General features: G+C 55.6%; 28 protein-coding genes. All 28 read right to left on the reverse strand.

The features are described 5' to 3' along the window. Window positions 1-141: 141 nt before the first annotated feature. Window positions 142-1026: a hypothetical protein gene (locus Pmgp_RS16760; RefSeq protein ID WP_134215428.1), complete on the reverse strand. Its 885-nt coding sequence runs from the start codon at window positions 1024-1026 to the stop codon at window positions 142-144. A gap of 12 nt (window positions 1027-1038) precedes the next feature. Then, window positions 1039-2211 carry a baseplate J/gp47 family protein gene (locus Pmgp_RS16765; RefSeq protein ID WP_134215430.1) on the reverse strand — a complete coding sequence of 391 codons (1173 nt, stop codon included), beginning with the start codon at window positions 2209-2211 and terminating at the stop codon, window positions 1039-1041. Continuing rightward, window positions 2208-2639: a contractile injection system sheath initiator gene (locus Pmgp_RS16770; RefSeq protein ID WP_134215432.1), complete on the reverse strand. Its 432-nt coding sequence runs from the start codon at window positions 2637-2639 to the stop codon at window positions 2208-2210. Before Pmgp_RS16770 ends, Pmgp_RS16765 begins: the two co-directional genes overlap by 4 nt. Window positions 2640-2648: 9 nt before the next feature. Then, window positions 2649-3194, reverse strand: a complete 546-nt coding sequence (locus Pmgp_RS16775) for a hypothetical protein (protein WP_134215434.1) — start codon at window positions 3192-3194, stop codon at window positions 2649-2651. Next, window positions 3194-3997: a hypothetical protein gene (locus Pmgp_RS16780; protein ID WP_134215436.1), complete on the reverse strand. Its 804-nt coding sequence runs from the start codon at window positions 3995-3997 to the stop codon at window positions 3194-3196. The genes Pmgp_RS16775 and Pmgp_RS16780 overlap by 1 nt, the downstream gene beginning before the upstream one ends. Before the next feature lie 4 nt (window positions 3998-4001). After that, window positions 4002-4634: a hypothetical protein gene (locus Pmgp_RS16785; protein ID WP_134215438.1), complete on the reverse strand. Its 633-nt coding sequence runs from the start codon at window positions 4632-4634 to the stop codon at window positions 4002-4004. A 12-nt stretch (window positions 4635-4646) separates the two neighbouring features. Continuing rightward, window positions 4647-7217 carry a phage tail tape measure protein gene (locus Pmgp_RS16790; protein WP_134215440.1) on the reverse strand — a complete coding sequence of 857 codons (2571 nt, stop codon included), beginning with the start codon at window positions 7215-7217 and terminating at the stop codon, window positions 4647-4649. Between the two features lie 356 nt (window positions 7218-7573). After that, window positions 7574-7765 (reverse strand): hypothetical protein, encoded by a 192-nt coding sequence (locus Pmgp_RS16795; protein ID WP_134215442.1) that lies wholly within the window; start codon window positions 7763-7765, stop codon window positions 7574-7576. 17 nt (window positions 7766-7782) lie between these two features. Beyond that, window positions 7783-8115 carry a DUF6848 family protein gene (locus tag Pmgp_RS16800; protein WP_134215444.1) on the reverse strand — a complete coding sequence of 111 codons (333 nt, stop codon included), beginning with the start codon at window positions 8113-8115 and terminating at the stop codon, window positions 7783-7785. A 28-nt stretch (window positions 8116-8143) separates the two neighbouring features. Continuing rightward, the gene (locus tag Pmgp_RS16805; protein WP_243119927.1) at window positions 8144-8575 is read right to left on the reverse strand and encodes a hypothetical protein; all 432 of its coding nucleotides are present in this window, start codon (window positions 8573-8575) and stop codon (window positions 8144-8146) included. 10 nt (window positions 8576-8585) lie between these two features. Next, a complete protein-coding gene (locus tag Pmgp_RS16810; protein ID WP_134215446.1) occupies window positions 8586-10010 on the reverse strand; it encodes a DUF2586 domain-containing protein in 1425 nt (474 codons plus the stop codon). A 32-nt stretch (window positions 10011-10042) separates the two neighbouring features. After that, on the reverse strand, window positions 10043-10261 hold the full coding sequence (locus tag Pmgp_RS16815) for a hypothetical protein (protein WP_134215448.1): 219 nt from the start codon (window positions 10259-10261) through the stop codon (window positions 10043-10045). Between the two features lie 3 nt (window positions 10262-10264). Next, complete coding sequence (locus Pmgp_RS16820) at window positions 10265-10750, reverse strand: hypothetical protein (protein ID WP_153189233.1); 486 nt, start codon at window positions 10748-10750, stop codon at window positions 10265-10267. Continuing rightward, window positions 10747-11319: a phage virion morphogenesis protein gene (locus Pmgp_RS16825; RefSeq protein WP_134215452.1), complete on the reverse strand. Its 573-nt coding sequence runs from the start codon at window positions 11317-11319 to the stop codon at window positions 10747-10749. Before Pmgp_RS16825 ends, Pmgp_RS16820 begins: the two co-directional genes overlap by 4 nt. Further along, window positions 11319-11750, reverse strand: a complete 432-nt coding sequence (locus Pmgp_RS16830; protein WP_134215454.1) for a gp436 family protein — start codon at window positions 11748-11750, stop codon at window positions 11319-11321. The genes Pmgp_RS16825 and Pmgp_RS16830 overlap by 1 nt, the downstream gene beginning before the upstream one ends. Window positions 11751-11884: 134 nt before the next feature. Then, on the reverse strand, window positions 11885-12100 hold the full coding sequence (locus Pmgp_RS16835; RefSeq protein WP_134215456.1) for a DUF7210 family protein: 216 nt from the start codon (window positions 12098-12100) through the stop codon (window positions 11885-11887). A gap of 27 nt (window positions 12101-12127) precedes the next feature. Continuing rightward, window positions 12128-13048 carry a major capsid protein gene (locus Pmgp_RS16840; protein ID WP_134215457.1) on the reverse strand — a complete coding sequence of 307 codons (921 nt, stop codon included), beginning with the start codon at window positions 13046-13048 and terminating at the stop codon, window positions 12128-12130. Between the two features lie 43 nt (window positions 13049-13091). Continuing rightward, window positions 13092-13451 carry a capsid cement protein gene (locus Pmgp_RS16845; RefSeq protein WP_205078076.1) on the reverse strand — a complete coding sequence of 120 codons (360 nt, stop codon included), beginning with the start codon at window positions 13449-13451 and terminating at the stop codon, window positions 13092-13094. A 42-nt stretch (window positions 13452-13493) separates the two neighbouring features. Then, entirely contained in the window at window positions 13494-14429 is a 936-nt protein-coding gene (locus tag Pmgp_RS16850) for a hypothetical protein (protein WP_134215459.1), read from the reverse strand. A gap of 32 nt (window positions 14430-14461) precedes the next feature. Then, window positions 14462-16714 (reverse strand): phage portal protein family protein, encoded by a 2253-nt coding sequence (locus Pmgp_RS16855; protein ID WP_134215461.1) that lies wholly within the window; start codon window positions 16712-16714, stop codon window positions 14462-14464. Further along, entirely contained in the window at window positions 16711-18363 is a 1653-nt protein-coding gene (locus Pmgp_RS16860; protein WP_243119928.1) for a phage terminase large subunit family protein, read from the reverse strand. The genes Pmgp_RS16855 and Pmgp_RS16860 overlap by 4 nt, the downstream gene beginning before the upstream one ends. Then, on the reverse strand, window positions 18364-18921 hold the full coding sequence (locus Pmgp_RS16865) for a phage protein Gp27 family protein (protein WP_134215463.1): 558 nt from the start codon (window positions 18919-18921) through the stop codon (window positions 18364-18366). Then, window positions 18921-19238: a hypothetical protein gene (locus Pmgp_RS16870; protein ID WP_134215465.1), complete on the reverse strand. Its 318-nt coding sequence runs from the start codon at window positions 19236-19238 to the stop codon at window positions 18921-18923. Before Pmgp_RS16870 ends, Pmgp_RS16865 begins: the two co-directional genes overlap by 1 nt. After that, window positions 19231-19503 (reverse strand): hypothetical protein, encoded by a 273-nt coding sequence (locus Pmgp_RS16875; RefSeq protein ID WP_134215467.1) that lies wholly within the window; start codon window positions 19501-19503, stop codon window positions 19231-19233. The genes Pmgp_RS16870 and Pmgp_RS16875 overlap by 8 nt, the downstream gene beginning before the upstream one ends. A gap of 148 nt (window positions 19504-19651) precedes the next feature. Next, window positions 19652-19981, reverse strand: a complete 330-nt coding sequence (locus Pmgp_RS16880) for a Mor transcription activator family protein (RefSeq protein ID WP_192902988.1) — start codon at window positions 19979-19981, stop codon at window positions 19652-19654. Window positions 19982-19985: 4 nt separating this feature from the next. Further along, the gene (locus tag Pmgp_RS16885) at window positions 19986-20450 is read right to left on the reverse strand and encodes a regulatory protein GemA (RefSeq protein ID WP_134215471.1); all 465 of its coding nucleotides are present in this window, start codon (window positions 20448-20450) and stop codon (window positions 19986-19988) included. Then, the gene (locus tag Pmgp_RS16890) at window positions 20450-21088 is read right to left on the reverse strand and encodes a hypothetical protein (protein ID WP_134215473.1); all 639 of its coding nucleotides are present in this window, start codon (window positions 21086-21088) and stop codon (window positions 20450-20452) included. The genes Pmgp_RS16885 and Pmgp_RS16890 overlap by 1 nt, the downstream gene beginning before the upstream one ends. Before the next feature lie 264 nt (window positions 21089-21352). Continuing rightward, window positions 21353-21543, reverse strand: a 191-nt coding sequence (locus tag Pmgp_RS20120) for a hypothetical protein (RefSeq protein ID WP_205078079.1), incomplete at its 5' end; no start/stop codon positions are given.

Consider the following 21543-nt stretch of genomic DNA (forward strand, 5'->3'; position numbering starts at 1 on the left):
AGAACAATACCTTAACAGTGCTATCTTCTGCCGCCACCCGGAACGGGGGCAAGGTTCGCTGGACGCCGTTTTGGATACACTTTCCTTCCTGTACCAGGCCGGCGATTGCTTCGCCGATTGCCTGCATACCTTCAGGTGGAATCATGCTACATCACTCCTCGCAGTAATTTGTCCACACATCTCATAGCCCCAGCTAACCGGAGTAAAGAACATCTCCAGGGACATCCCGCCAGCCAGGGGGTACCCCTTGTCTCCGGCTGGCATGGCCTCGCCGGCCAGGTCATACTCCCACGCCTTGGTCACCACGTTGGCGCCGGCATTTAGAGTAGCAAAGCATCCCTGTCCGGGCTGCCCGGCAGTTTGTACGGTACCGCAGGGCGAATATTCCCAACTTACTAACTTGGCCACGCTTCCCAGGGGCAGCTGCAGGTGCAGCCCTATACCAGCCAGCGCGGCAGTCTGCTCAATATTGCAAAGAGGGTAGGGAACCGGCACCTGGCGGAATGCGGGAAGCAGATTTATCCCCCATGTGCCTTCCTGGGTTATAGATGCCATTTTAGTATGGGCGGGCTTTAGCTTATTCGCTGTATATCGAATTAATTTACAATCCAGTTCTATAAATGGGTCAGTGATCCTAATGATAAATTCTGCCCACCGCTCAGGATCTGTCAGGTAAAGCTCGTCGATGTCACAGTCTTTATATCCTAGCCCCCGAAGCACCTCCAGCATGTGCTCTTTGGTGCCCAGCTGCTCATAATAACTAAAGGCTTTTAGCAGTCGGAGCCTGTATTTATCATCGGACTCCCCCGGGAACCGGGGCATATTCCGGTCGCGCCCATGCTGGTCCAGGGCCTTACCGCTTGCGGTAATAATTAATGCCTGTTCGCGAAGCTTAAATATTGCCTCTTTGGCTCTGTCGTACACGGAGCCGATGCCCCTGGTGAACTTATCCAGGTCGTTGTTTTCGCGGGGTGCTCGCTTAAAAATCCGGTGCGCTAAGTAATAGAAATAATCTCCGAAGCCCATGTAAACACCTTCTTAACTCGCTATTAGCACCGTCACGTTGACTGTACCTTTAACTGCCAGCTGCCTTGAAGTAACAGGCACATCAGCGGCAGGCTGATTAATTACCGGTTTAATTACATAATCAATTTTCAAGAGGTTGCCTATAGCCTGTTCCCGGATAACCCCGTATCTTATTGATATCTTCTCTATGTCGGCATGCTCGGTATCGCCATACTGAAACATAATGTCAATAATCTCTTCGCCCTGGGCCTTTATTGCAGCCAACTGCTCGGTCCGATCCTCTTCATTTAAGTCGGCCAGCTCATGGTCCACATAAAGAATTACGTCCCAGTCAACAACTACCGGCTCCACTCCCACCGCCAGCACATTGGCGCAAAGGGCTTTCTTTTTGTCTAACATCGCCTGCGCGGCGTCAATTAAACTTTGAGTAGGTATCCCGGATGTGCTGGCAATGATTACATCAATTGACCCTTGCCCCCGGGGGTGCTGATCATCCACGTCTATCACCACAGTTCCCGGCACCTGACTTGCCCAGTATCTATATGCATCGGCGCCAGGCCCAACCGAAAGAGTATTCCACTTTTTTTTCGCCCTGGCCCTTAGTGACTCATCATCTTCATCATCGGTGCCCTCCCGGGTGATCCATCCATCATCATTGCGGACATAATCAATGCCGTCTATGTAAGTAAGCAGAAAAGTTATCTGTCCGGCGCCTACGTTATATGCCGCACCCTCAAATTCGGCCTTTACCGGAACCGCCACTTCCAACTGTCCCGCCTCCAAAACCGTTTTGGCGGCTACGATGTATTTCAGCCGGTTCCCGGAGAGGTCGATTTCCGTTGCAACTATTTTCCCGGCATCTATGATCTTATTACCGCCAGGCGCATTGCGGCCAAATACGACGTTACCCAGTGTCTTTTGGGCCGGCCACCGGTAAGTCTCATAATCAGCTGCCTTGAAATCAAGCCAGAAACCAGTGGCGGTATCCAGGTATATCTGAGGTGTTATCTTGCCCAGCAAGCTATACAGATCCGCCAGCCCCTGGTGCCCGATTTCCATGAGGGTGTGAAATACACCGCCGGGGCGGAGGTTAGTAATGCGGAATTTCAACTCTTTCAGTTTTGCTTTAGATTCATCGAGCAGCTGCTGGAATGTCTTAATCGGGAGCAAATCTTCAGGCTTCATGACCCGCTACCTCCAGAGAAGCTAATTCCATCCTGGGTGATCGTCAAAATGATAGTTGCTTGACTTTTCGCCGCTTTTTCGTTGAATGCTGTGGACGCAGGTATAAAACTAACCTCGATGGAGATTGCATCCCTGGTCCAGGAATTTATTGAAACGGTAAGAGAACTCAGGTTAATGCGCTCATCATCCGATAATCGCATTTTAATTAATTGCTTCAATTCCAGGCGGTTAATTTCCGTATCTTCCGCTTGATGGTACCGCTGCAGGCCTACACCATATTCAGGGTGCGACCATAGGTCGCCGGGATAGGTGAGAAGCCGGTGCTTTACATCCTGCAGCAGGCAGTCCGCATTCTTGACCGTCGCGGCATCGCCGTCCGCAGCTGGCAAAAAATTGCCGTCATCGTCTAAGAGAATGTCCTCCAGCATCGCCACCCCCTAAAGCTTGCCAATCACTATAAATCTATCGCCTTCCTCAATCGGAACCGCTGCCACTTTATCGCCATCCTTTAACCCAGTCCTGAAATCAATCCTGGTTAAAGGTGACGTTGTGGCACCGGGAAGCGGGTTCCCATCCTGATCCACCGGCGCGGTCAGCGTCGCCAGGCGAAAATGGTCTTTCAAGTATTCCATCACCAGCCCGTCCCTGGCGCCGTATCCCTCGACTGTCACCTTGCCGCCTGTCCATGTTCCTATGGCAGCGGTGGAAAGCACCACTGCCATAGGTTCGGACGGATCTCCGTATAAATAGCCGATATGGATCACATTGTCCGGTTTCAGGGTATACGGCAGGGCCGGGCACTTCACAACCGGGGAAGTGTCGTCGTCCGTGCGTTCCCGGGTGAGCGGCTGGGCGCTTATTCCATTGGCTACCCCGGTCACCTTCGCCCTGGCGGCCAGGTGATACCGTCCGGTCAGCTCCGGGAAAAGCATGATAACAGTTTTTCTCACAACCTCGATCAGCTTATCAACCCTTGGGTCCATCAGACTGCCATCTCCCTGAAGTATATTTCTGTTCTCAGAGATCCTTTATCATTTAAAAAGTGCCGTACAGTTTCGACCAGATACCTGGTTTGTCTAACCTCTGGCCAGATAATCTTTATCTCTCGGGAATGAGAGATAAATGGTGAAGCCACTGTCAGGAGCTTGCCGGCTCCAGAAGTGCTGCCGGCGGCGCGCTGGCCGTATGGGTCGCGCTCATCAAAAAACTCCAGGCTGAGAATGTTCTCTCCGTATTCGTACACATACACCGGCCCGGGCTGGGGAGTGGGAGGTGTCCAATAAAAGCGCCGGTCACCGTCAAAATAGTGGTCGTTCGTAATGCCCCAGGTAGCATTTACCCTCTTCACCAGGTCCGACACGTTTTCCCCCGCGGCCACAAAGCCGGACTTGTGCGGGTAAACCGTATCATCCAGGGTAAACACTGTAATCCCTGCCTCTAGCAAACCGAACCGGATCACGTCCTGGGGCGCCACGTCCTGGAAAGATTGGACTATGTTCGTTTTAAAAAGCTTTAGAGCTTCGTCCTTGCAAAGGTAATTAGGTGAACGGGGTTCAGTCACATAGCCCGCAAAAACCCGCCAGGCTTTTGATGGGTCGTACCCTATCCAGATTTCAACCGGCGCACCCTTGGCAAGCCCCAGGGCGGGCAGGCCGGTTTTCAGGGTAAATTCGGCGATATCGGCCGGCTCCTTGCGAGATAGCCAGACATCCATCTTGCTGAAAAAATTGCGTACTTTGCCGCCGGGTGACACAAGCTCGATGAAAGGGGAAAACATATTAAGCATCACATTATTCTCCTCGAAGCCCTGCGAGAATCCTTTCACCCAGGCCCGGTTTACGGTCATCCACCGCCGGGGTTTCTACCGTTTTGTCTTCTTCATTATCAACTATCCACGAATCGTCAATTCCTTCAGAAGTTGATTCGTCTATAGAGGACGTCGAGGAAGATGAATATGAAGACAAAGAAGTGCTTTGCTCAGAAGTTGTTTCTTCCGCAATCTGTACTGCGACTGGCACATGTTCGATAAATTCGCAGGTGATAATGACCCGGTCGCCTTTATTATCCTCCCAGGTTTTCAGGTCGCCAAAGATTACTTCATTGATGTTGCGGGCATAGGTGTGCTTATTTACGATATGGTATAATCCCGGCTTCTCCTGGTTGGGCGCGCTCCTGAATATTTGCTGGTATATGGCAATTTGTTCGTAGCACTCCTCATCTTCTTCTTCCGGATAAAGGTTAATGGTAAGGCGGACCCGGGCGTTGTCATAGCCCATGGCCTGGGTGACCTTCTGCTCTTTTCCCTCGATCTCCACTTCGTCAAGCTTTACGCTGCCGGTAACCTCAATGCTTTCAAAGACGCCGGGCAGGATGACATCACCCACTTTAACCTGCCCGGCATCAGTTGTCACAAGCTGCGGCATGTCTATGCCTCCCTATTCCCCGCGCATGGAGAAGTACCGATACGCCAGTTCCACGTAATCCTCAACGCTGTTTCCTCCGCCCTGGCCGCCGTTCACCACGACCACCACGGGGCGGGATCTTGTATCCCGGATGGTTTCCTTTTCCCGAACAAAGCGGCTTTCCCGCAGCACCTCCCGGAGGTTGAAGCGCTCCAGGCGGCTCTCCCGGCCGGCCACGGTGGGGGAGGGTATCTCCATTGCGCTGAAATCACCGGCGCCCGGCAGGCTGGCAGTTATGCCCTGGGGCAGCCCGGCAAATGCCGGCTGCATGGTTATGGGCGTTTTCAGGGACATTCCGGAGAGCGCCCCGGCCATTACCTTGCCCGGCAGGCCCAGCCTTTCCTTCATCCCGCCGGAGAAGGTCTCCAGTACCGCCCGCCCTGAGCGGGTAAGGCGGGAGAGAGGGCCTTCCTTGGCATCGGAGAAGGGCAGCAGCTGCCGGAGCTTGGCCAGGCCTTCCTGCACTACCTCGTATGGTTTTGAAATGACGCTCTGAATGCCCTGGACAAAGGCGTCGATTAATGCGGTGCCGCTTTGCCTGAATTCACTGATCTTTACTTGAATCCAACCCACGATATCGGTCCATAGATTGATAAAGAAACTCTTAATATCACCCCATTTTTGAATGATTAGCAGCGGCAATCCCAGGAAAGGGGCCAATACCACCAGGATGTACAGGCCGTACTTCTGTAGGAAGCCCATCATCTGAGAAAAGAGGTTGCGGACATATGCCACTCCGGAACTGAATGCCCCCCGAATTTTCGCCCAACCCATCCGGAAGACAGCGGATACTTTGTCCCAGTTTCGCCATAGCAGAATCACTGCAGCCACCAGCGCTATGATGCCTACCACCACCCAGGTCACCGGGTTGGCCAGCAGGGCCGCCGTAAAGGACCATACCCCGGCGATTAAGCCGGGCAGGGCCGTGACTGCCGTCCTGTAGGCCTGGACCGCCATACTGGCCAGACCTGTGGCCATATTGCGCAGAGCTGCTACAGCTGCCGTGCCGGCGGTACGGGATAGGTTGGCCATAGAGGTAACCAGGTTTTTTAACCCGGTGGCTGCCGCAATGGCTGCCCTTCTGCCAATATCTACCACCGCCGTGCTCACTCGCCGGGTGGCGTTGTATGCGGTGGTGGCTCCCTGGTTTACCTTTGTCCAGCCTGATCGCAGGGAGTCCATGGCGTAAAGGCTATGTATCTTTAGGGTTAAGAAAGCATCTTTAACCCATAAAACTGCTTTCTGATAACCCGTATAAACCTGTATACCTTTTGACACCATATTCATCAAAAAACCCAAAGCGGTGAGGCTGGCGCCAACAACAATCAGTAGAGCTGACAACCCCATCACCATCAGACCGATGGCGCGGGTGGCATCGGGGTTTTTGCCGGCCAGTTCCGCCACCCTAGAGACGAACTTTTCCAGCCTGGCCACCGCCGGCTCCACCACCGGCAGCAACTGATTGCCGACTACCTCCTTCAAATTCTGGAAACGCTGGGCAACTATCTGCCAACGGGCTGCCGGGTCTTTATTCATTGCCTCGGCCATCTCTTCCGTCAGGGCGGTTCCGGTTTTCATAGAGTCCCGGACGCTTTTGATGTTATCCCCCAACTGGGTTACTTTCGGGTATAGCAGGTCGATCATGGCTACCGCTTCGTCAGTACCGAAAGCTTTTTGGATCTGCTGCTTTTCAATCGCGTCCAGAGTGTCACCGTACTTACCTTTTAACCGCTGCAGTATCTCCGTGACACTCAGCAATTGGTTCTTGCTGTCAACAAAGCTTATGCCCAGCTCGGAACCGGCCTTTGCCGCCGACTGGATAAAGGCCCGGTACTTGGTGCCGGCTTCACCGCCCGGCATGGTGGCCTGCAGCATGCCCAGCACTGTCAATTGCTCTTCCAGCGGCCGGTTGGCGCTGGTGGCAGCCGCCCCCAGGGCAGTCATTGCCTGCGCCATCTGCGGGCCGGTGGACTTGAAGTAATTAACGGCTGCTGTGAGTCCCCCGGCAAACATCTCACCAAACTTAATGTCGCTAAGGTTCTTGTAATAATCTTTATAAATGCCGTAGCCGGTGGCGAAAAGGCTGGTCATCTCAGCCGTGGTGGCTTTTGTGGCCTTGCCCGTCAGCGCCGCCAGCTTGGTGTACTCGGCAACTCCCTCATCGGAAAGGGAGGCGATGCCGCCCTTAATGTCGTATGCGGCAGAAATAAACTCCGACTTCATGGTGCCGGACCATTTGTTGCTAAAGTCCGTTGCCGCATTTTCCAGGCCCGCCAGGTCCTTGACACCAACGGCGGAAAGTTCACCCAGAGCCTTCTTGGTCGCGTGGGTAGCCGTGATGGGCATCAGCATCCCCTGGGCGATGCCGGCACCGGCCACCGTCATGCCGGCGCCGGTTTTCATCCAGTTCTCCGAAGTGTTCTTTAGTGAATCCATCCTGCGCTGGAGATTTGCCACATTAGTGGAGGCAATGCGGGTGGGACCGGATAACTTATCTATCATGGTCAGAACTACACCTAATTTAAAAATTGTTTCCAGTGCCATTGCCTCACCTCCAAAATTGAAATATAATTAGAGAAAATTTTACCAATAAAGGGGGAATGATGTTGGATGCTATTTTTTGGATTATTGGCGTAGCCCTTGTGTTTTTACTGGTTCTGTTTCTTATGCGACAAGCAATGATAGGTACCATGTGGATTATTGGCGTAATAGCTTTTATTGTTTTAATTCCCTTATTAATTCCATACTGGTCTTACGCTAATATGCAGTCAGGTTTACACTGGTATGTCCAGAATAGGGGCGATAATTACAGTCTTTGGTTAGACATAAAGGGCATGTTCCGCTTTTACTCTCGCCTTTTAACCTGGCGCCGGCCCTTCCTCACTTAGAGGAGGGCCTTTTTATTCCGCCCCGCCGCCCCCCAGGGCCTTGACGATGGCCGCCGCAGTCAGGTAAATCTCCCGCTCCTCGTACCAGAGCGCCCGGGCGAAAAGCTCCGTGAATACCTCCAGAGTCATATCCCTCTCGACGCCGAAGTGTTTAAATATAAGCAGGTGCCCCGCCTCAAAGTAGCTGCAGGAGATTTCATCCACCCGCTCCCGGACCCGGTCTACAACTTTTTTTGAATATTGACTGATGCGCCCAGGCCCAGCTGATCAGTGTAGGGGTCAGCCAGCTTCAGCGGCAGCAGGGGGAACTCCCCGAAAGCCGCCTTCATTTCATCCATCTGCTCCGGCACCACCAGTGAATAAAGAAAATTCTTGGTGGCGTCCAGCGCCCGCTGCGCCGCTTCCTTCAGGTAGCGGTTGATGTGGGCGGTCTTGGCCTCCTGAAAGTAAAAGGTAAAGGACTTTTCCTCTCCGTCCTTAGCCAGGAGCCCCTCCACCGTGACGGGAAAGATGTTCCCGTATTTGTCTTTTAAAGCCTCCGGATTAAGATCCACGTCTCATTCCTCCAGTTCTCAGCAGGTATTAGATGGCCTTCAGGCCGTTAGACTCAATGGAATCCGTAATAGTGAAATCCAGGTCCACCGTCAGTTCTTTGGACCCCTGCGCCGCTTTCCAGCTGCGCTTGCTGATTTTACAGCCCCGCAGCACGTCTGTGCTGACAGGCTCCCCGTCGTTGGCGTAACTGCAAGTAATAGGGAAGGGGGGCAACCTGTAGAGGGCCTTCCCGGTTGACTTGGCGTAATCGATAAATTTGTCGTATTCCTCCCGCAGTATGCTCATTTTGCCCGATGCTTTGTAATTTCCCGTACCGTACCCGACGGCTTTATTGCCCTTGCCGTAAGCCGGGTCCACTTCTAGCTCGTCGTCGTAGGAAATGTCCTTGATGAGCAGCGCCACCCCGTGCGGTAGGCCAATACTTACATCTTCCCAGTCAAACATTTTTCCGTTAATCAATCTTTGTCACCTACCCTTTCAGGAACGGGTTTTTCATCTTCTGGCGGATGGTGATCCAGCGCATAATCGGCGTGGGGAAGATGGACAGGTCAGCCACCAGCTGCTTCGAGGAGATCACGTTCTGGGTCGGGTCAATGGTCAGCTCATACCCGGCAATTTCCCTGGCGCTCTTTTTGGCCATCTCATCCAGCGGAGCTTCCAAATGGGCTTTGAAATGAGTAAGATCCAGCTTACCGTCCTCAGTCATTTCCAGGTCATAATGCACGTACATAAGCGCCGCATTTCTCACTCCCCGGCTGGCCTTGTCGGCTACCCGCCTGGTTTCCACAAATTCGTAGTCGCTGCCCGGCGGCGCCATCATTCTGCCATTAGTTACATAGATGCCGGACATTCCTTGGTATTTCCGGGCAGTTACGTATCCGGCACCGTCCAGGGCGGCAATGTGCGGTTCAATGCCGTCCGGTTTCAGGGCGGTTGCCGCAGTCAGCTTATAGCTCATGACCTTGCCGGGGGACTCCTGGACCTTCGCCTTCGACACGATGCCGTTATAGGCCCCGGCCATATTGGTGTCCCGCACCTTGCCATCCAGGGCGGCCAATTCCACCCGGCCGGCCACCACTGAAACCCGGGTATGGGAAAACGTGGCGGCATCAGCTAAAAGCGCCTGCACGTACTGCTCAAGGGTTTCACCGGCCAGCTTGTTCCTGGCCTCCAGCACGATGTGCAGGGGGATGTGGTTCAGCTCAAACCCGTCCGCCTTGGCGGCCGCCACCGCCCAGAGGGCCGGCGCGGATTCACCCACCACGTGGATAAATTCAAAATCCCCGGTGGTGTTTTCCAGTACGGCTATGGCATCCAGGAAAGACTCGTTACTCATGGCCGGGGCCGTGGTAGCCAAGGTGTAACTGTCGCCCACCACGAAACTTCCGCTGGCCGGGTTACCGGCGGTGAAGGTTACCGTCACGCCGGTGCCCGTAAGCTCCAGAACTCCGCTGGTGGGCACCGTCTTCTTGGAAGACCAGGAGTCCCCGCCGTCCAGGGAGTATTGCACCCGAGCTTCGTTTAGCGCCCCGGCCTTCAGTACCTCGATGACAATCTCATAAGCGTCGTTGGGGGCACCGTCTGCCGCAGCTGTAGCGGTGCCGGCGCCGGACTTGGTAATGGCTGAAATAGTGCCGTCCACTGTGGCCGCCGCCTTCACTGCGTAGATCAGCTGGGAACCGTGCTGGAAGCTATCCAGCAAGGCGTCCACCAGTGGACCGGCCCCCAGGTTCTCCTGGGCCTGGTCACCGGACGTCATGCGGTAAATCACCCCTGTGCGCCCGGCGGTAGAAACCCCGATCTTAACGTGGATGCCCGACGGGTCGGTAGGCGTCAGCCCCAGCCCTCCGTCGATAATCTCAATGTCCACGTCGGGCAGAATACTTTTAGTCAACCAGGTTCACCGTCCTTTCTTGAGACATTCCGTTACTTTGTTCTTCCGTGCACCGGGCTTTTCCGCCAGATAACCAGAGCCTGCAGGAAATCTTCCTCGGCTATTTCCAGCCCTTCCGCCCAGTCGTTGGACATACACAACCCGGCGAATTCCGCCGCCGTCAACTGGTGCTTATTCCGCATGGACTCAATAGTCTGCACCAATTGAGCTTCCGTTCCCGCGAGCCGGTTTTTATTATCATCTTTTGCCATGGATTACTCTCCCTTCACGTTAATAACAACACTTTCCACCACGGCCATATCTTTATCCTGATAAATCCCCCCGATAAAGTGGAGAATCAGGACCGCCCCGGCCCGGTCCCGCTGGCCGGTCATCCACTGGATGCCGGCCGGCCGGATGGGGGTATAATTGCCCTTGCCGTCATCGACCCCGTCCGGCACCGTTTCCAGCACCGCCGTCAGCACTTTGTCCACGTCGTCCTCGGTTTTGTGCATCACGGTGATTTCCAAAGGGGAGGTCCTCTCATAACGCTGGTGGCGCATGAAGCGGCGTCCTTCCTGGCCGGTGAACTTGGTTACCCTGCGCTTTTTCTCCTCAAACTTTTCATCTCCGGCCAGGATGACGGCGAAGGGCATGGCCTTCACCCGGTCAAAGGCGCTTTCCTCATGGTATATTCCGGCCTTGGGTATGCCAGCCTGGATTAGAAGGTTTTCCACCAGGTTTTTGGCGATGGCGATCATGTCGTTCGCTCCTTGATAAAATCTTCCAGACATTCCCGGATATCGCTTAAATCGGCTTCCGACACACCCAGGTAGGGGCGGGCCGGTATTTCCACCTTCCTGCCCCGGCCGGCCGGGCCGCCGAACTGGTGAATGGCAGCGTAAATCAGGTTGGTGCCCACTGCCACCACGTCGGAACGGGCCTTGCTGCGGATGGAGCGCACCAGCCGGCCACGGTCTTTGAGGATGGCCGCCGTCTCCATAATCCGGATGCTTCTGGCGGAAAGCCTCGGCTCGTTTTCCCTGGCCGCGCGTCCCCGCCGCGGGGTGGTAGCCTGGGTATAAAAGCCGCTGGTACTGTCCTTCTTTCGAGTGCGCCGCCGCGCCCTGGCTATCAGGGTAGCCTGTGTCAGTTCCTTCCAGGGTTCTCCATCGGGGCCTTTTTCAGTATCAAACCGTTCCTTGGTGGACTGCTCCAGGATTTCCCCCAGCTGCTGGCTCAATATCTGCAGTTCGGCCGGCGCCGGCTGCAGCTTGGTCAATGCCCGGGAAATCCTGATCCAGTCGCCGGTCAGCTGCACCCCGGCCATCAGTCGTATGCCTTCCGGAAGTCATCCCCGAATACCTTGGCCGGCGCCCTCACCACGATACCCTGTTCCCGGCCGGGCAGTTGCACCTTGCCGCTGGCCATCTTCTCCAGCAGCTTGATGGCACCCCGGTACCGGGTATAGATGGTCTGGTCCTCCTGCTGCATCCAGCCCCGGCTGAACAGGTTGTAGATGGCGATATCCACTGCCAGCTTGACCACCACGTCCGGGACGGGGGAGAGAGGCACCGGGTACCGCCTGCCCAGATAGGTGTCCATCTCCGCCCCGGCTTCCTCGATGGCCATGTTCACATTAGCCTCGTTGACGGTGGGGTTTCCCTGGTCATCCAGCACCGGGTTGTCCCTGTCGTTGGAGATTTCGATCAGTTTTTGCCGGTCCAGTCTTTTTTCCAGATCCGCCAGTGTGCAGTACATGGATCATCCCTCCTGTTACAAGCCTGTTACAAGGCTGTTACCTGCCGTTACTACCTGTTAACTGACTGGGGTGCGTATACTTATACCCCCGCAATCGTTACAGGCCATTCTGGCGCGTCTGAGAGGGGGATTTTTTAACCCTTCTTGTCGTCCCCCTGCCCCTTCCCGGCGCCCGCTGCGGGGTCGTTTTTCGGGTCGGCATTCTGGGCCTTCTTCTTGCCATCCACCTTGCTGACGGACTTCAGCGCCAGCAGGAGGGCGGCCTCCTTTTCGGTCAGCTCCAGAATCTCGCCGGCCTGGTACTTCTCCCCGTTGTGCTTCACATGTCCCAGCACCACATATTCAGGCATCTTTCATACCTCCCGGTTTAAATCGCTTTAGTTCGTGTTCCGGATCAGGAACCCGGCGGTGGGACCCAGGACCATGGGATCATAGATGTCCCATACCTCGATTACGTCCAGCTTGTTCCCTTCCTTGTACATGGCGCTGCGCGGGTGGCCCTTCTTCCGGAAGGTATAGCCGAAGCTCGGCACTTCCTCGCCACGTTCGCCCGCCGGGGGAATGTAAGCCAGAACGGCCACGTCTCCCCAGATGTCAAACAGCGCGTCCTTGTCGTCAGCGTAAAGCGACTCGCCGACAAGGATTTCATTGATGCCAAACAGCTCCTTCATTAGCTCGATGGTCAATACGCCTTTGACGGCGTACTGTATACGCTCGATCAGCTTCGGGTGCTGCTTCAGGGTGTCGAATGTGGAGGCGCCCAGCAGTATGGTGTTGGGCCGGCGCCCAATCTTGGCGCGAACGATTTTCTTGCCGTCCTCCACGTCGTCGATGGGCGTTGAATTGGCGTAATCGCTCCACATGGAAGTCCCGGAAAGGTCCATCACATGGCCGGCGGCGTAGTTGTTGGGGTTCAGCACCGCGTCGGCCTGGTCCTTTTCCTTCCGCGTGTAGATGTTATTGGTGGCCACCCGCGCCCGGCGCGCCTCCAGCTGGGTCTGGCTCGGCGCTTCGGAGCGTTCGTTGACGTCAATGGTGATCTCCAGTGATTCCTCGTGCAGTGCCAGTTTTACGGGGTCGCCTTCGCGCGGCTGAATGCGCTTGCTCTTGGCGCCGGTCGCGCGCCGGGTGTTGTAGAGCTTAAAGTCATCCGGCCCGAATTTCTGAATAACCCCGCCCATCTTGTCGGTTTCCACGATGGGCAGTATTTTGTCCCCCACGAATTCGGGCGGCTTGTAGCCCTGCACCACGGTGGTGAGCACAGGATCAACTACGCGTATCTGTCTTAAAGGCGGCATTAGATTTTTACACCTCCAGTTGTATTATCCGGATTTATACTGCTTACGCCTGGATAACAGGCGGAACCAGTATAACTTCCACCAGGTCGCCGGCGGCCGCCGCGGCCCCCAGGGCGATAGCGTTGATAACATTGCCGGAAGCGGCGACGGCTGCGATGGCCCGGCCGTTGGCGTCGGATACCAGCTTCGCCTCTGCGGCGAACGCGGCCCCGGCCTCGACAACGGCTGTCCCCATGGCAATCACCGGCACGGCCTTGTCGATCTCCTCCGCGCCGTCATGGGTTACTCCGCGCGCCGCTTCGCCCGCGCCAGCCTGCGCGCCGGCGAAGTTAACAAACCGGTAAGGGTTGATTGTCCCGGACGGAGTCAGCGTAATGGTCAGCACAGGATAGAAATTAGGCACTATTTATCCTCCTTTCATGAGATTTATTGTTACCGCGGGCCTTTAGTCGCCCACCGCGACCAGGGCCTCTTCGTATGTCACCTTGTTTTTCTCCGCAAAGTCCAGGGCCTTGCGGTGCAGCGCCAGGCGTTCTTCATCCACCTGGGTGTCGGTGAACTCCTTGTCTTCCCGGTGCTTCCTGTTCGTGGCATCTTCTTCCTGGTCGGTTTCCTTGAACAGCGGCGAATAATCGGGCAGCTTTGCCACAAAGTCTTTAAAGAACTCCAGCGGCGACTGCTTGACCTCTTTGTCCTTGTCTTTTTCCTTGGCGGTAAACTCCACCATCTGTTCGCCATCCTCCAGGGTAGCCATAAACTCGGCCAGGCCTGCCCGGGTGGCGGGGGGAATCTTGGTCTTGTTTTCGCTGATGAAGCTGCCCAACTCCGAAAGCTTCAGCTTTCTGTTGGCTGCCTCCAGGTCCTTTTTCAGCTTGTCCTGGTCGGCGCTGAACTCGGCCTCCAGCTCTTTCCGGATATCTTCCCGGAGCTTCTTTTCATCCAGTGGCGGCACTTTTTTTTCCTCCTTTTGATTGAAGTCGCATTCAACATCGACACCTTCCGCCGCGTCCTCCTCACTGAAGGATATGGGCTTTAAGCCCTCCACCTGCGGCTTGGCGGCGCCCAGGAAACCGACGTGGATCAGGTTCCAGCCGTTTTCCTTTTTCCTCAGACGGACGGACACTTTTTTGTAGCGGCCCTGATTGACCGCCTCGGCAAACTCCGGCACCACCTGCTTGAACTTGGCCAGCAGCTTGCCGCCCTCACGCTTCAGGGCTTCCACCCACCCGAAAGCCGGGTCCTCGTTTTTCGGGTGGCCGATTACCACCGGGGCCTCGCTTTCTTCGGGAATGTAGTTGTCCACGATTTGCTGAACGTCATTCTCGGTGAAATTGCCCTGGGGGTAGTTGCCGGCCCTCCAGACTTCGTGCCATTCCGGCATCCTTTAATCACCTTCCTTTAAGTAGTTGATCATTACCTCCTGGCCAGCATGTCCGGCGGCACCTCCCGGAAGGCCTCCCCGGGGTTCCGGGCGAATCCTTTGTCCGGCTCGAAGGGTGGCCGCTCGGACGTCGGCACAATATTCTCCCGCCTGGCCTTGTATTTATTTATGGCTATCACTCCGCACCGGCAGCTGTAGCCGTTGGGTGGCCACCATTCATTCCAGATCGGGTCGTCCCTGGCTGCCACAAACCCGTGCATGGCCACGTGGGCGGGCCGGGTCCTGGTGTCCCGGACTGCCGAATACCGGTAGTAGGGGAACATGTCGGCCACCGCCGGGTCCTGCAGCTTCTCGTACTGGCCGGCGGAATAGGCTGTCTGGATGTTGGTGCGAAACACATTCTCCAGGTGCCAGGGGTCCGCCTGGTCCAGGCCCATCTTGGCAAAGAGTTCATTCACGCCCTTCTTGAAGTTCTCAAAGGTCGTTCCGTCCTCCAGGGACTTCTCGATCTCCTCCTTGACCCTGGCCACCATGTCGTCGCCCTCAATGGCGGAAATGGTGAAATACTTGTCCCGCAGCTGCCTTTCCAGCTTGCGGTAGTTTTCGATATCCACCGGCATCAGCCGGGAGAAGAAAGACACCGCGTCCTCCAGAGATAAAGAAACCGCATCTATATTAAAGGCCCCGGCCAAGTCGTCGAACTGAGCCTCCTCCTGGGTGCGGGCCCCCAGGTAGTCCTGCCAGGTGGCCCATTCCCCCAGCATGTAGCCGGTCAGATTAACCCGGATATGATACTCTGCCAGCCTGGCCAGTTCCTCACGGTCCGGCCGGATTCTTCCGGCCTCCTCGTAGCTGCCTGCCGCCCGGATCTGGCGCTTTAGGTCATCAGCCACGGCCTGGTAGTATGGGACGCCCTCATCCACGCAGCGGCGGAAGTATTTCTCCAGCATCTCATCGCGGGCCAGGGCCGTGGACTTGCCGTCGGCAGTGAAGTCCACCCAGGGTTCCCGCCTGCCCGGGGCAGGAGAGGAGGGGCGCCGCGGCGCCATACTGAACTGCGGCCCTGGTGCTCCGGGCTGGCCGCCGGCGGTCAGGGCCGGGGGAGCGACCACCGGCTCGTCATCCTGCGGCTCGGGAATGTTGTACCTGGTGTAGAAGTACCTGGCCGGGATGCGCAGCCCCATTTCCACCAGCGCCCTGTCACGCTCTGCCCGGTCCTTCTGGACCTGCTCCTCCTCGTAATGAATCACAAAAGAGGGGTAGCGCTCCTGCGGCCCATAATTAAAGTCCACCAGCCACCATACCGGCTGATCGTTTATGGCCGACATAACCAACTTGGCGTCCGACTCGTTTATATCATCCCGCACGCCGCTGTGCACTTTGGCCGCGGCGTATGCCCCGCCGGTTTCTCCTATCTGGGTGGTCAGGGTCTGGCCCAGGATGGCCTTGGATATGGAGCTTTCACAGAATTCCATAAACATCTGGTGTATGCGTTCTTTACCTTCTCCGGCAGACTTGAAGTCCACCTCGCTGTTGGACGGTATCGCCACCGCCGCGTCCTGCACCAGGTCTATGAGCGCCTGCACCAGGTCGGCCTTATCCTGTTCTGAAGACCCCGGCGAATACTTGCCAATGGCCAGCGGCATCCCGTATTTCTCCACGAATATGGCCCAAAACTTATATCCATGCTTTTTAAACAGCCAGGGCCAATAACACTTACTGGCCAGCCGCACACCATAGGGCTTTTTCTCGCTGCCCTCGTGCCGCGCCACCAGGAATTTCGCCCCGGGCATCAGCTCGCCGTCCAGGTTAAAGATGCCCTTAAACAGCAGGTTGCTGTTCACGTCAAAACCAAAATACTTTTGCGGCCGGTCCTTAAACGTGTCTATTACCCACCTGCCCCGGGCTTCTTTCCAGATCAATTCATGCACGGTGTAGCCATGGAACGGCGCGTCAAGCACCTGACGGATCAGGCTATCCATATCCAGGTCATCCAGCGCCGACTTTACGAACGATGCTATTTCCTGCTCCCTGGGACTGTCGCCCGCCGGCAGAACGTCCCACTCCTTGGTCAATACCCCGGCCTTTCTGGAGGATAGGCAGGCCCACACATGGGGGTCGTTCTCCATCTCCTCGAAAACCTCGGCCGTCTTGCCCGTCTTCTGGAGAATGATGTCCGGGTCCGGCAGCATGTTCATGATTATTTGCCAGTTAAGCTTATCCGCCGTGATAATTTCACTTTTCTCCGGCCGCCTGATGGGCTTGCCGTCCGGTCCCAGTATCATGCGTCATCGTACCCCCTTAACAGCTGGGCGATTTTTCGTTTCCCGGCAGTCAGTATATTTTCCGGAGAGATGCTGCCGCCGTGATTCCGCAGCATCAACGCTATAAGCGCGGAGTTAATGGCCATGCCGAAGTGGTTTTCGGTGTTTCTCTTATAGGAAATTTTCTTCTGGCCGTCCGGGCCGACTATTTCCTCTTTAACCAGCTTCTTAAGGTGTCGCTTCACTTCGTCAAGGGTTTTCTCTTCCTTGGTGTCCCTGGGCTTAAAGAGCAGCGCCTGCGGAGGGTTGGTGCCAAAGTATGAGGTCATCTCATCCAGGGATTCGTCCCGGTCGATTTGAATGACCCTGACCTCTTTTTCATCCTCGCCCTCCGTGGTTTCTTTGTAATTAGGCTTGAAATACTGTATATATCCGGTGGCCCTTCTCAGCGCGCGCACTACCCGCTTGGACTCTGTCTTGTAGGGCATCGCATCAATAACAAGGGCGCTGAGATTATAGGCTATCTCCCAGTCTGGTATAAGCGGTAGAAGGTCTTCGACGTCTATATGAAAGGCGGCTATCACCTTGAACCCGTCTCCCCATGGAGCCGACACAGCCACGTGCGCCCTGTCTCCCATATCAATCCCCATTGCGCACTGTATATCCGATCTGTCCTGGAAGTAGTAATCTCCCGCCGCCTCCACAATCTCCAGGACCTTGCTTGAAATGGGCTGCATGTTTCCGCTATCAGCTATGCTCAGCGCGCTGCGCCGTACCCTGGCAATTTTTTCAGGCTTTCCCTGGGCTTTTAGCCAGCGGTCCCATATGAGGTCCAGCCTGGCCTCCCGGATCGCCAGCTGCGGTACCCGGTATCCCCTTTGATTGATGCGCTCGGGATGCTCGGCAATCCACCGGCCGTTATCCACATTGAGGGCGGCGCCGCATTTCAGGCAGGCCAGGTATACCTTGCCGCCCTTGGCGCGGTCATCCCGCATATTGTCGGGAAACTCTTCTTCCGGAATAGACTCTCGACCGCAGCCCTCGCAGGTGACTACCCACTTGTTCATATCGCTTTCCCGGTACAGTTCGTCTATTCCGTCTTCCTCATAGATCGGGGTGCTGAAGTAGCGCTGCCAGCCCAGCTTTGAAGCCAGAATCCTGTCCTGGGCAAGGTCCATATTCTCCCGGTTGATCAGGGCCACCTCATCAAAGAGAACTTCATCGGCGGGAATAGAAATGGCCCCTGTCTTGCTCATCAGGCCCAGCATATAGAAAAAGTGGGTGCCGATTTGCTTCAGCCCGGCTTGGTCGGTGCCCAGCATGCGGGACCGTAGGTATTCGCTCCGCTCCACATAGGGGTCGATACGCGTCTGCCCAAACCGGACGGCCATCTTATCCGTGGGAAGGTAGTAGATTACATTCGCCCCATGGATGTCAACCATATAAAATGAGTGGCTTAAAAACAACGTGCTTTGCCCGGTCTGGGCGCCTTTTGTTATGGTGATATGGGGATGTGTAAAAATCGCCTCCACTATCTCCTTCATATAGGCCCTGTTAAAGACGTTGTAAGGTGTACGGTCATCCAGCACAATATGCTTGAGGCAGTATTCAGGGAAGGACAGTCCGTTTTGACTTTGTCCAACTAAATCCTTAAGCAGCAATGCAGTCACCTACGCCTTCGCTTGTTCCACCACCCGGTCCATTACCTTATAGATTTGCTCCAATATCTCGGGATGCTTTGCCAGCTCAGCCTTAAGCTGCTCCTTCAGCTTGGTAATGGCCACATCCACGCCCCGGGTAAATTCAAATTTGAGCTTTTCCCGCAGCACAATACTCCGCTGCAGGGCCGCCACCAACCTGCCGGCCTTATCCAGGGGCATGTCGTCGAACTCGTCCTCCGCCGTGGCGATGCGCGTGGTCAGGGCGTCCATCAGGATGGCGGTGGCCACCTCCGAAGAGTCGATATCCCTGTTTTCATGAATTGTTTTGACCAGCACCTTGGTCTTTTCATATGCCTCTTTCAACCTTTTGGCTGCCGCGTTCTGCCGCATGGCATACCTGCCGATACTGGACTTGCCGATGGGGTACCCCATATTGGTGATCTCTTCCGCGATCTCCTCATAGGTAACGCTGACATCGTTAATTTTGCTGTCCAGGTAGTCCCGGACCTCGGCCGGCAGGTCGTCCACCTTGGACTTGATGCGGTTTCTTTCCCGCTGATCGCCCATCAGATATCCACTCCAGGGTCTTCGATGGTGCCCTCAAGCAGGTCTATCCCCTTGGGTGTAAGCTTCAGCGCCACCCCGCCGATCCGCAGGCTTTTTAAGGCAACATCCTTGACCTCAATGTATCCCTTGTCTTCCAGGTATGAGACATACCTGGAGATGTCCGGGTTAACCACCAGGCCGTTTTGTACCAGCGCCGCCGAAATGGCGCTGCTGGGTGTCGGCTGCGGGTGGGTGATTTCGAGAAGCTTTAACATAAAACCTCTGATCTGCTTGGCTTCTATGGCCTTAAGCTCCTCGACGGCCTTGTTCTTATCCATTCTTTGTACCTCCTTTGGTAATGTAGTCGTATATTTTATCCAGCTTGACCTCCACGTTGGCCATGGCGCGGACGAAGTCTTCCCGCATCACATAAACGAACGGGAGGTCTGCTTTAAGGTCGCCAAGCTCCTTCTGAAGGGACTCGATGTCGGAAGTGTTCTTCTTGACCTTGTTTTCAATGGAATTCTTCAAGTCCCTCACCAGGTATGCAATCAGACCCAGGGCAGCCGTGTAAATTCCCTGTAAAACCCAGCTATAATCCACCCCTGATCCCCCTTTGAAATATTAAAACTCCTGGGTATTTCTACCCAGGAGCATACTATATTCGGGCGGCCGGCGTCTTTTAAGGCTCGTAAGTTTTTTTCTTGCCTATACTGGTTTCTGTAACTGGTTTTGAAAGTAGTTTTGAATGCTATCCGGTAGAAGCCTGCTGGTCCATATCCGGGAAGAGGCTCATCTGGTTATTGTCCCGCTCTCCAACGATGTTCCTGACCCATGTTTCTGAAAGATCGAACCGGCGGGCCAGCTCCTTGTGGTTGTAGCCGTTGAATTCTTCACGAATCAGTTTGTCCCTGGCCTTGCGCAGCGCCTCGTCTACCTTCCGGAAATACAGGTAGGTTCCGCCGTAGTATTCAGCCAGGGCCATGGCATTCTCCATGCCGATCAGCTTGGCTATTTTAGGGTAGGGGTCCGGCAACTCGTTTGGGTCCAGGTGTGGCAGTAGGTCCTCCTTTAACGACACTCTATCAACCCCCTTTCCGGCTTTCCTTGGGCCCGCCATCCTCCTGGCGGGCCAGCATGGCCTTCAGGCCTTCCGTGCAGGCCTGGGCCATGGCGTAGGTCAGCCATTCCACTTTGTCCACGCGGTAATATTTTTTCACGAATCCCAGCAGCCTTTTATCGTCCCAGCCCAGCTTCTCAGCCAGGCCCCTGATTTTCCACAGCTGCTGTTCCGTCGCCCCCCTGGGTCCGCCCGGCGCCGCGGCTGCCCGCCGGCGGGGAAACTTCTTGGCATTGTCCCGGCCCAGGAACTTTTCCAGCTCGTCGATTACCCGGCAGGCCCCGACTGCGGTGAGGGAGGAGATGGAGGAGGAGCCGGTCAGCCTTTGCACCAGGCTGTACAGCATTTCTTTCATGTCCTCCCGGGGCCACAGTTCCGCCGCGGCCGCCCACATCTTTTTCGTCTGCGCCGGGTTTATCTTCCCGGCCATCACAGCACCACCTCGGTATTGGAAAAGGCCTGGTCTATGCGGTCCAGCATTAGCCGGAACTGGTCGCGGTGCCAGTTTAAAAGCTTCATGACGCGGTCCGACGGCGGCGTGGTACAGTCGCTGGTGGCCAGGTCGATGATCCGGTTCAGGTCGTCCAGGTCCTCGATGGCTTCTTCCCGCATTTCCACCGCCCGGGCCACGGTCAGGCGGTTGGCGACAGGAGCGCTTTCCTGTTTCTTCTCGGCCTGGGCCTGATTGTCGGCTGCATTCTTGGAATTCACATCTTTGTAGACCTCAAAGGCCATCTCATTTTCCTCCTTTTTAATCGCCAGCCCATACCTGGGCTGGATTTTATAGTGCCGGATATATCGCCGTAGGTCCTCCAGCTTTAGGCCCAGGACGGCGGCCTCCTCCGGCCCGGCGCTGGTACGGATGGCGGCGGCAATGGAATGGTAGTCGATGGCGCCGTCATAATTGCGGTGCTGTAGGGGCCTCTTGGGCGGGCCGTATTTTTTGATTAACTCTTCCACGGGCAGGTGGTACACCTTGATCTCCGCCGGCGGTTCCGGGTCCCGCGGGGGAAAGCGCATCGGCCCGAGCTTGCTCGGCGCTATACTGGTATTTCTTCCGGTCATCAAGGGCACCCACCCCCCCCCGGAGATTTGCGGGGCTTGAAGGATGTTCCGCAGCTTTCGCATCGGCAGTTCCAGCTGTCCGGCCTGCCCTGGTGCCCGTAAACCCCTTTTATTCTTACGCTGGCGGAACGGCCGCACTTCGGACAGGACACGTCATAGGTTTTCAGTAGTTTGGCGGGAAGTCCCATACTCGCCACATTCCTTTCATGAATCAGCTAAACAGATAGCGTATAAGCTGGCCCAGGAGATAGATGGCAGCTAAGGTGATTATGGCCACCGCCGCCAGCCTTTCCTACTTGTTCCAGTCCGGTCGAAAACAGTTTTTGCTATATCGATAACTTCTTCAACCGCTTCCATGCCTATGTGGCCATAGGGGGTATATTTTTGCAACGCTTCTATGCTCTCGAAAGCTTTTTGGACCTGTGCCGGACAGACAGCTGGGAGTATGGAAGCGAGAA

It is taken from the genome of Pelotomaculum propionicicum, from assembly GCF_004369225.1.
Classification (GTDB): Bacteria; Bacillota; Desulfotomaculia; order Desulfotomaculales; family Pelotomaculaceae; genus Pelotomaculum_B; species Pelotomaculum_B propionicicum.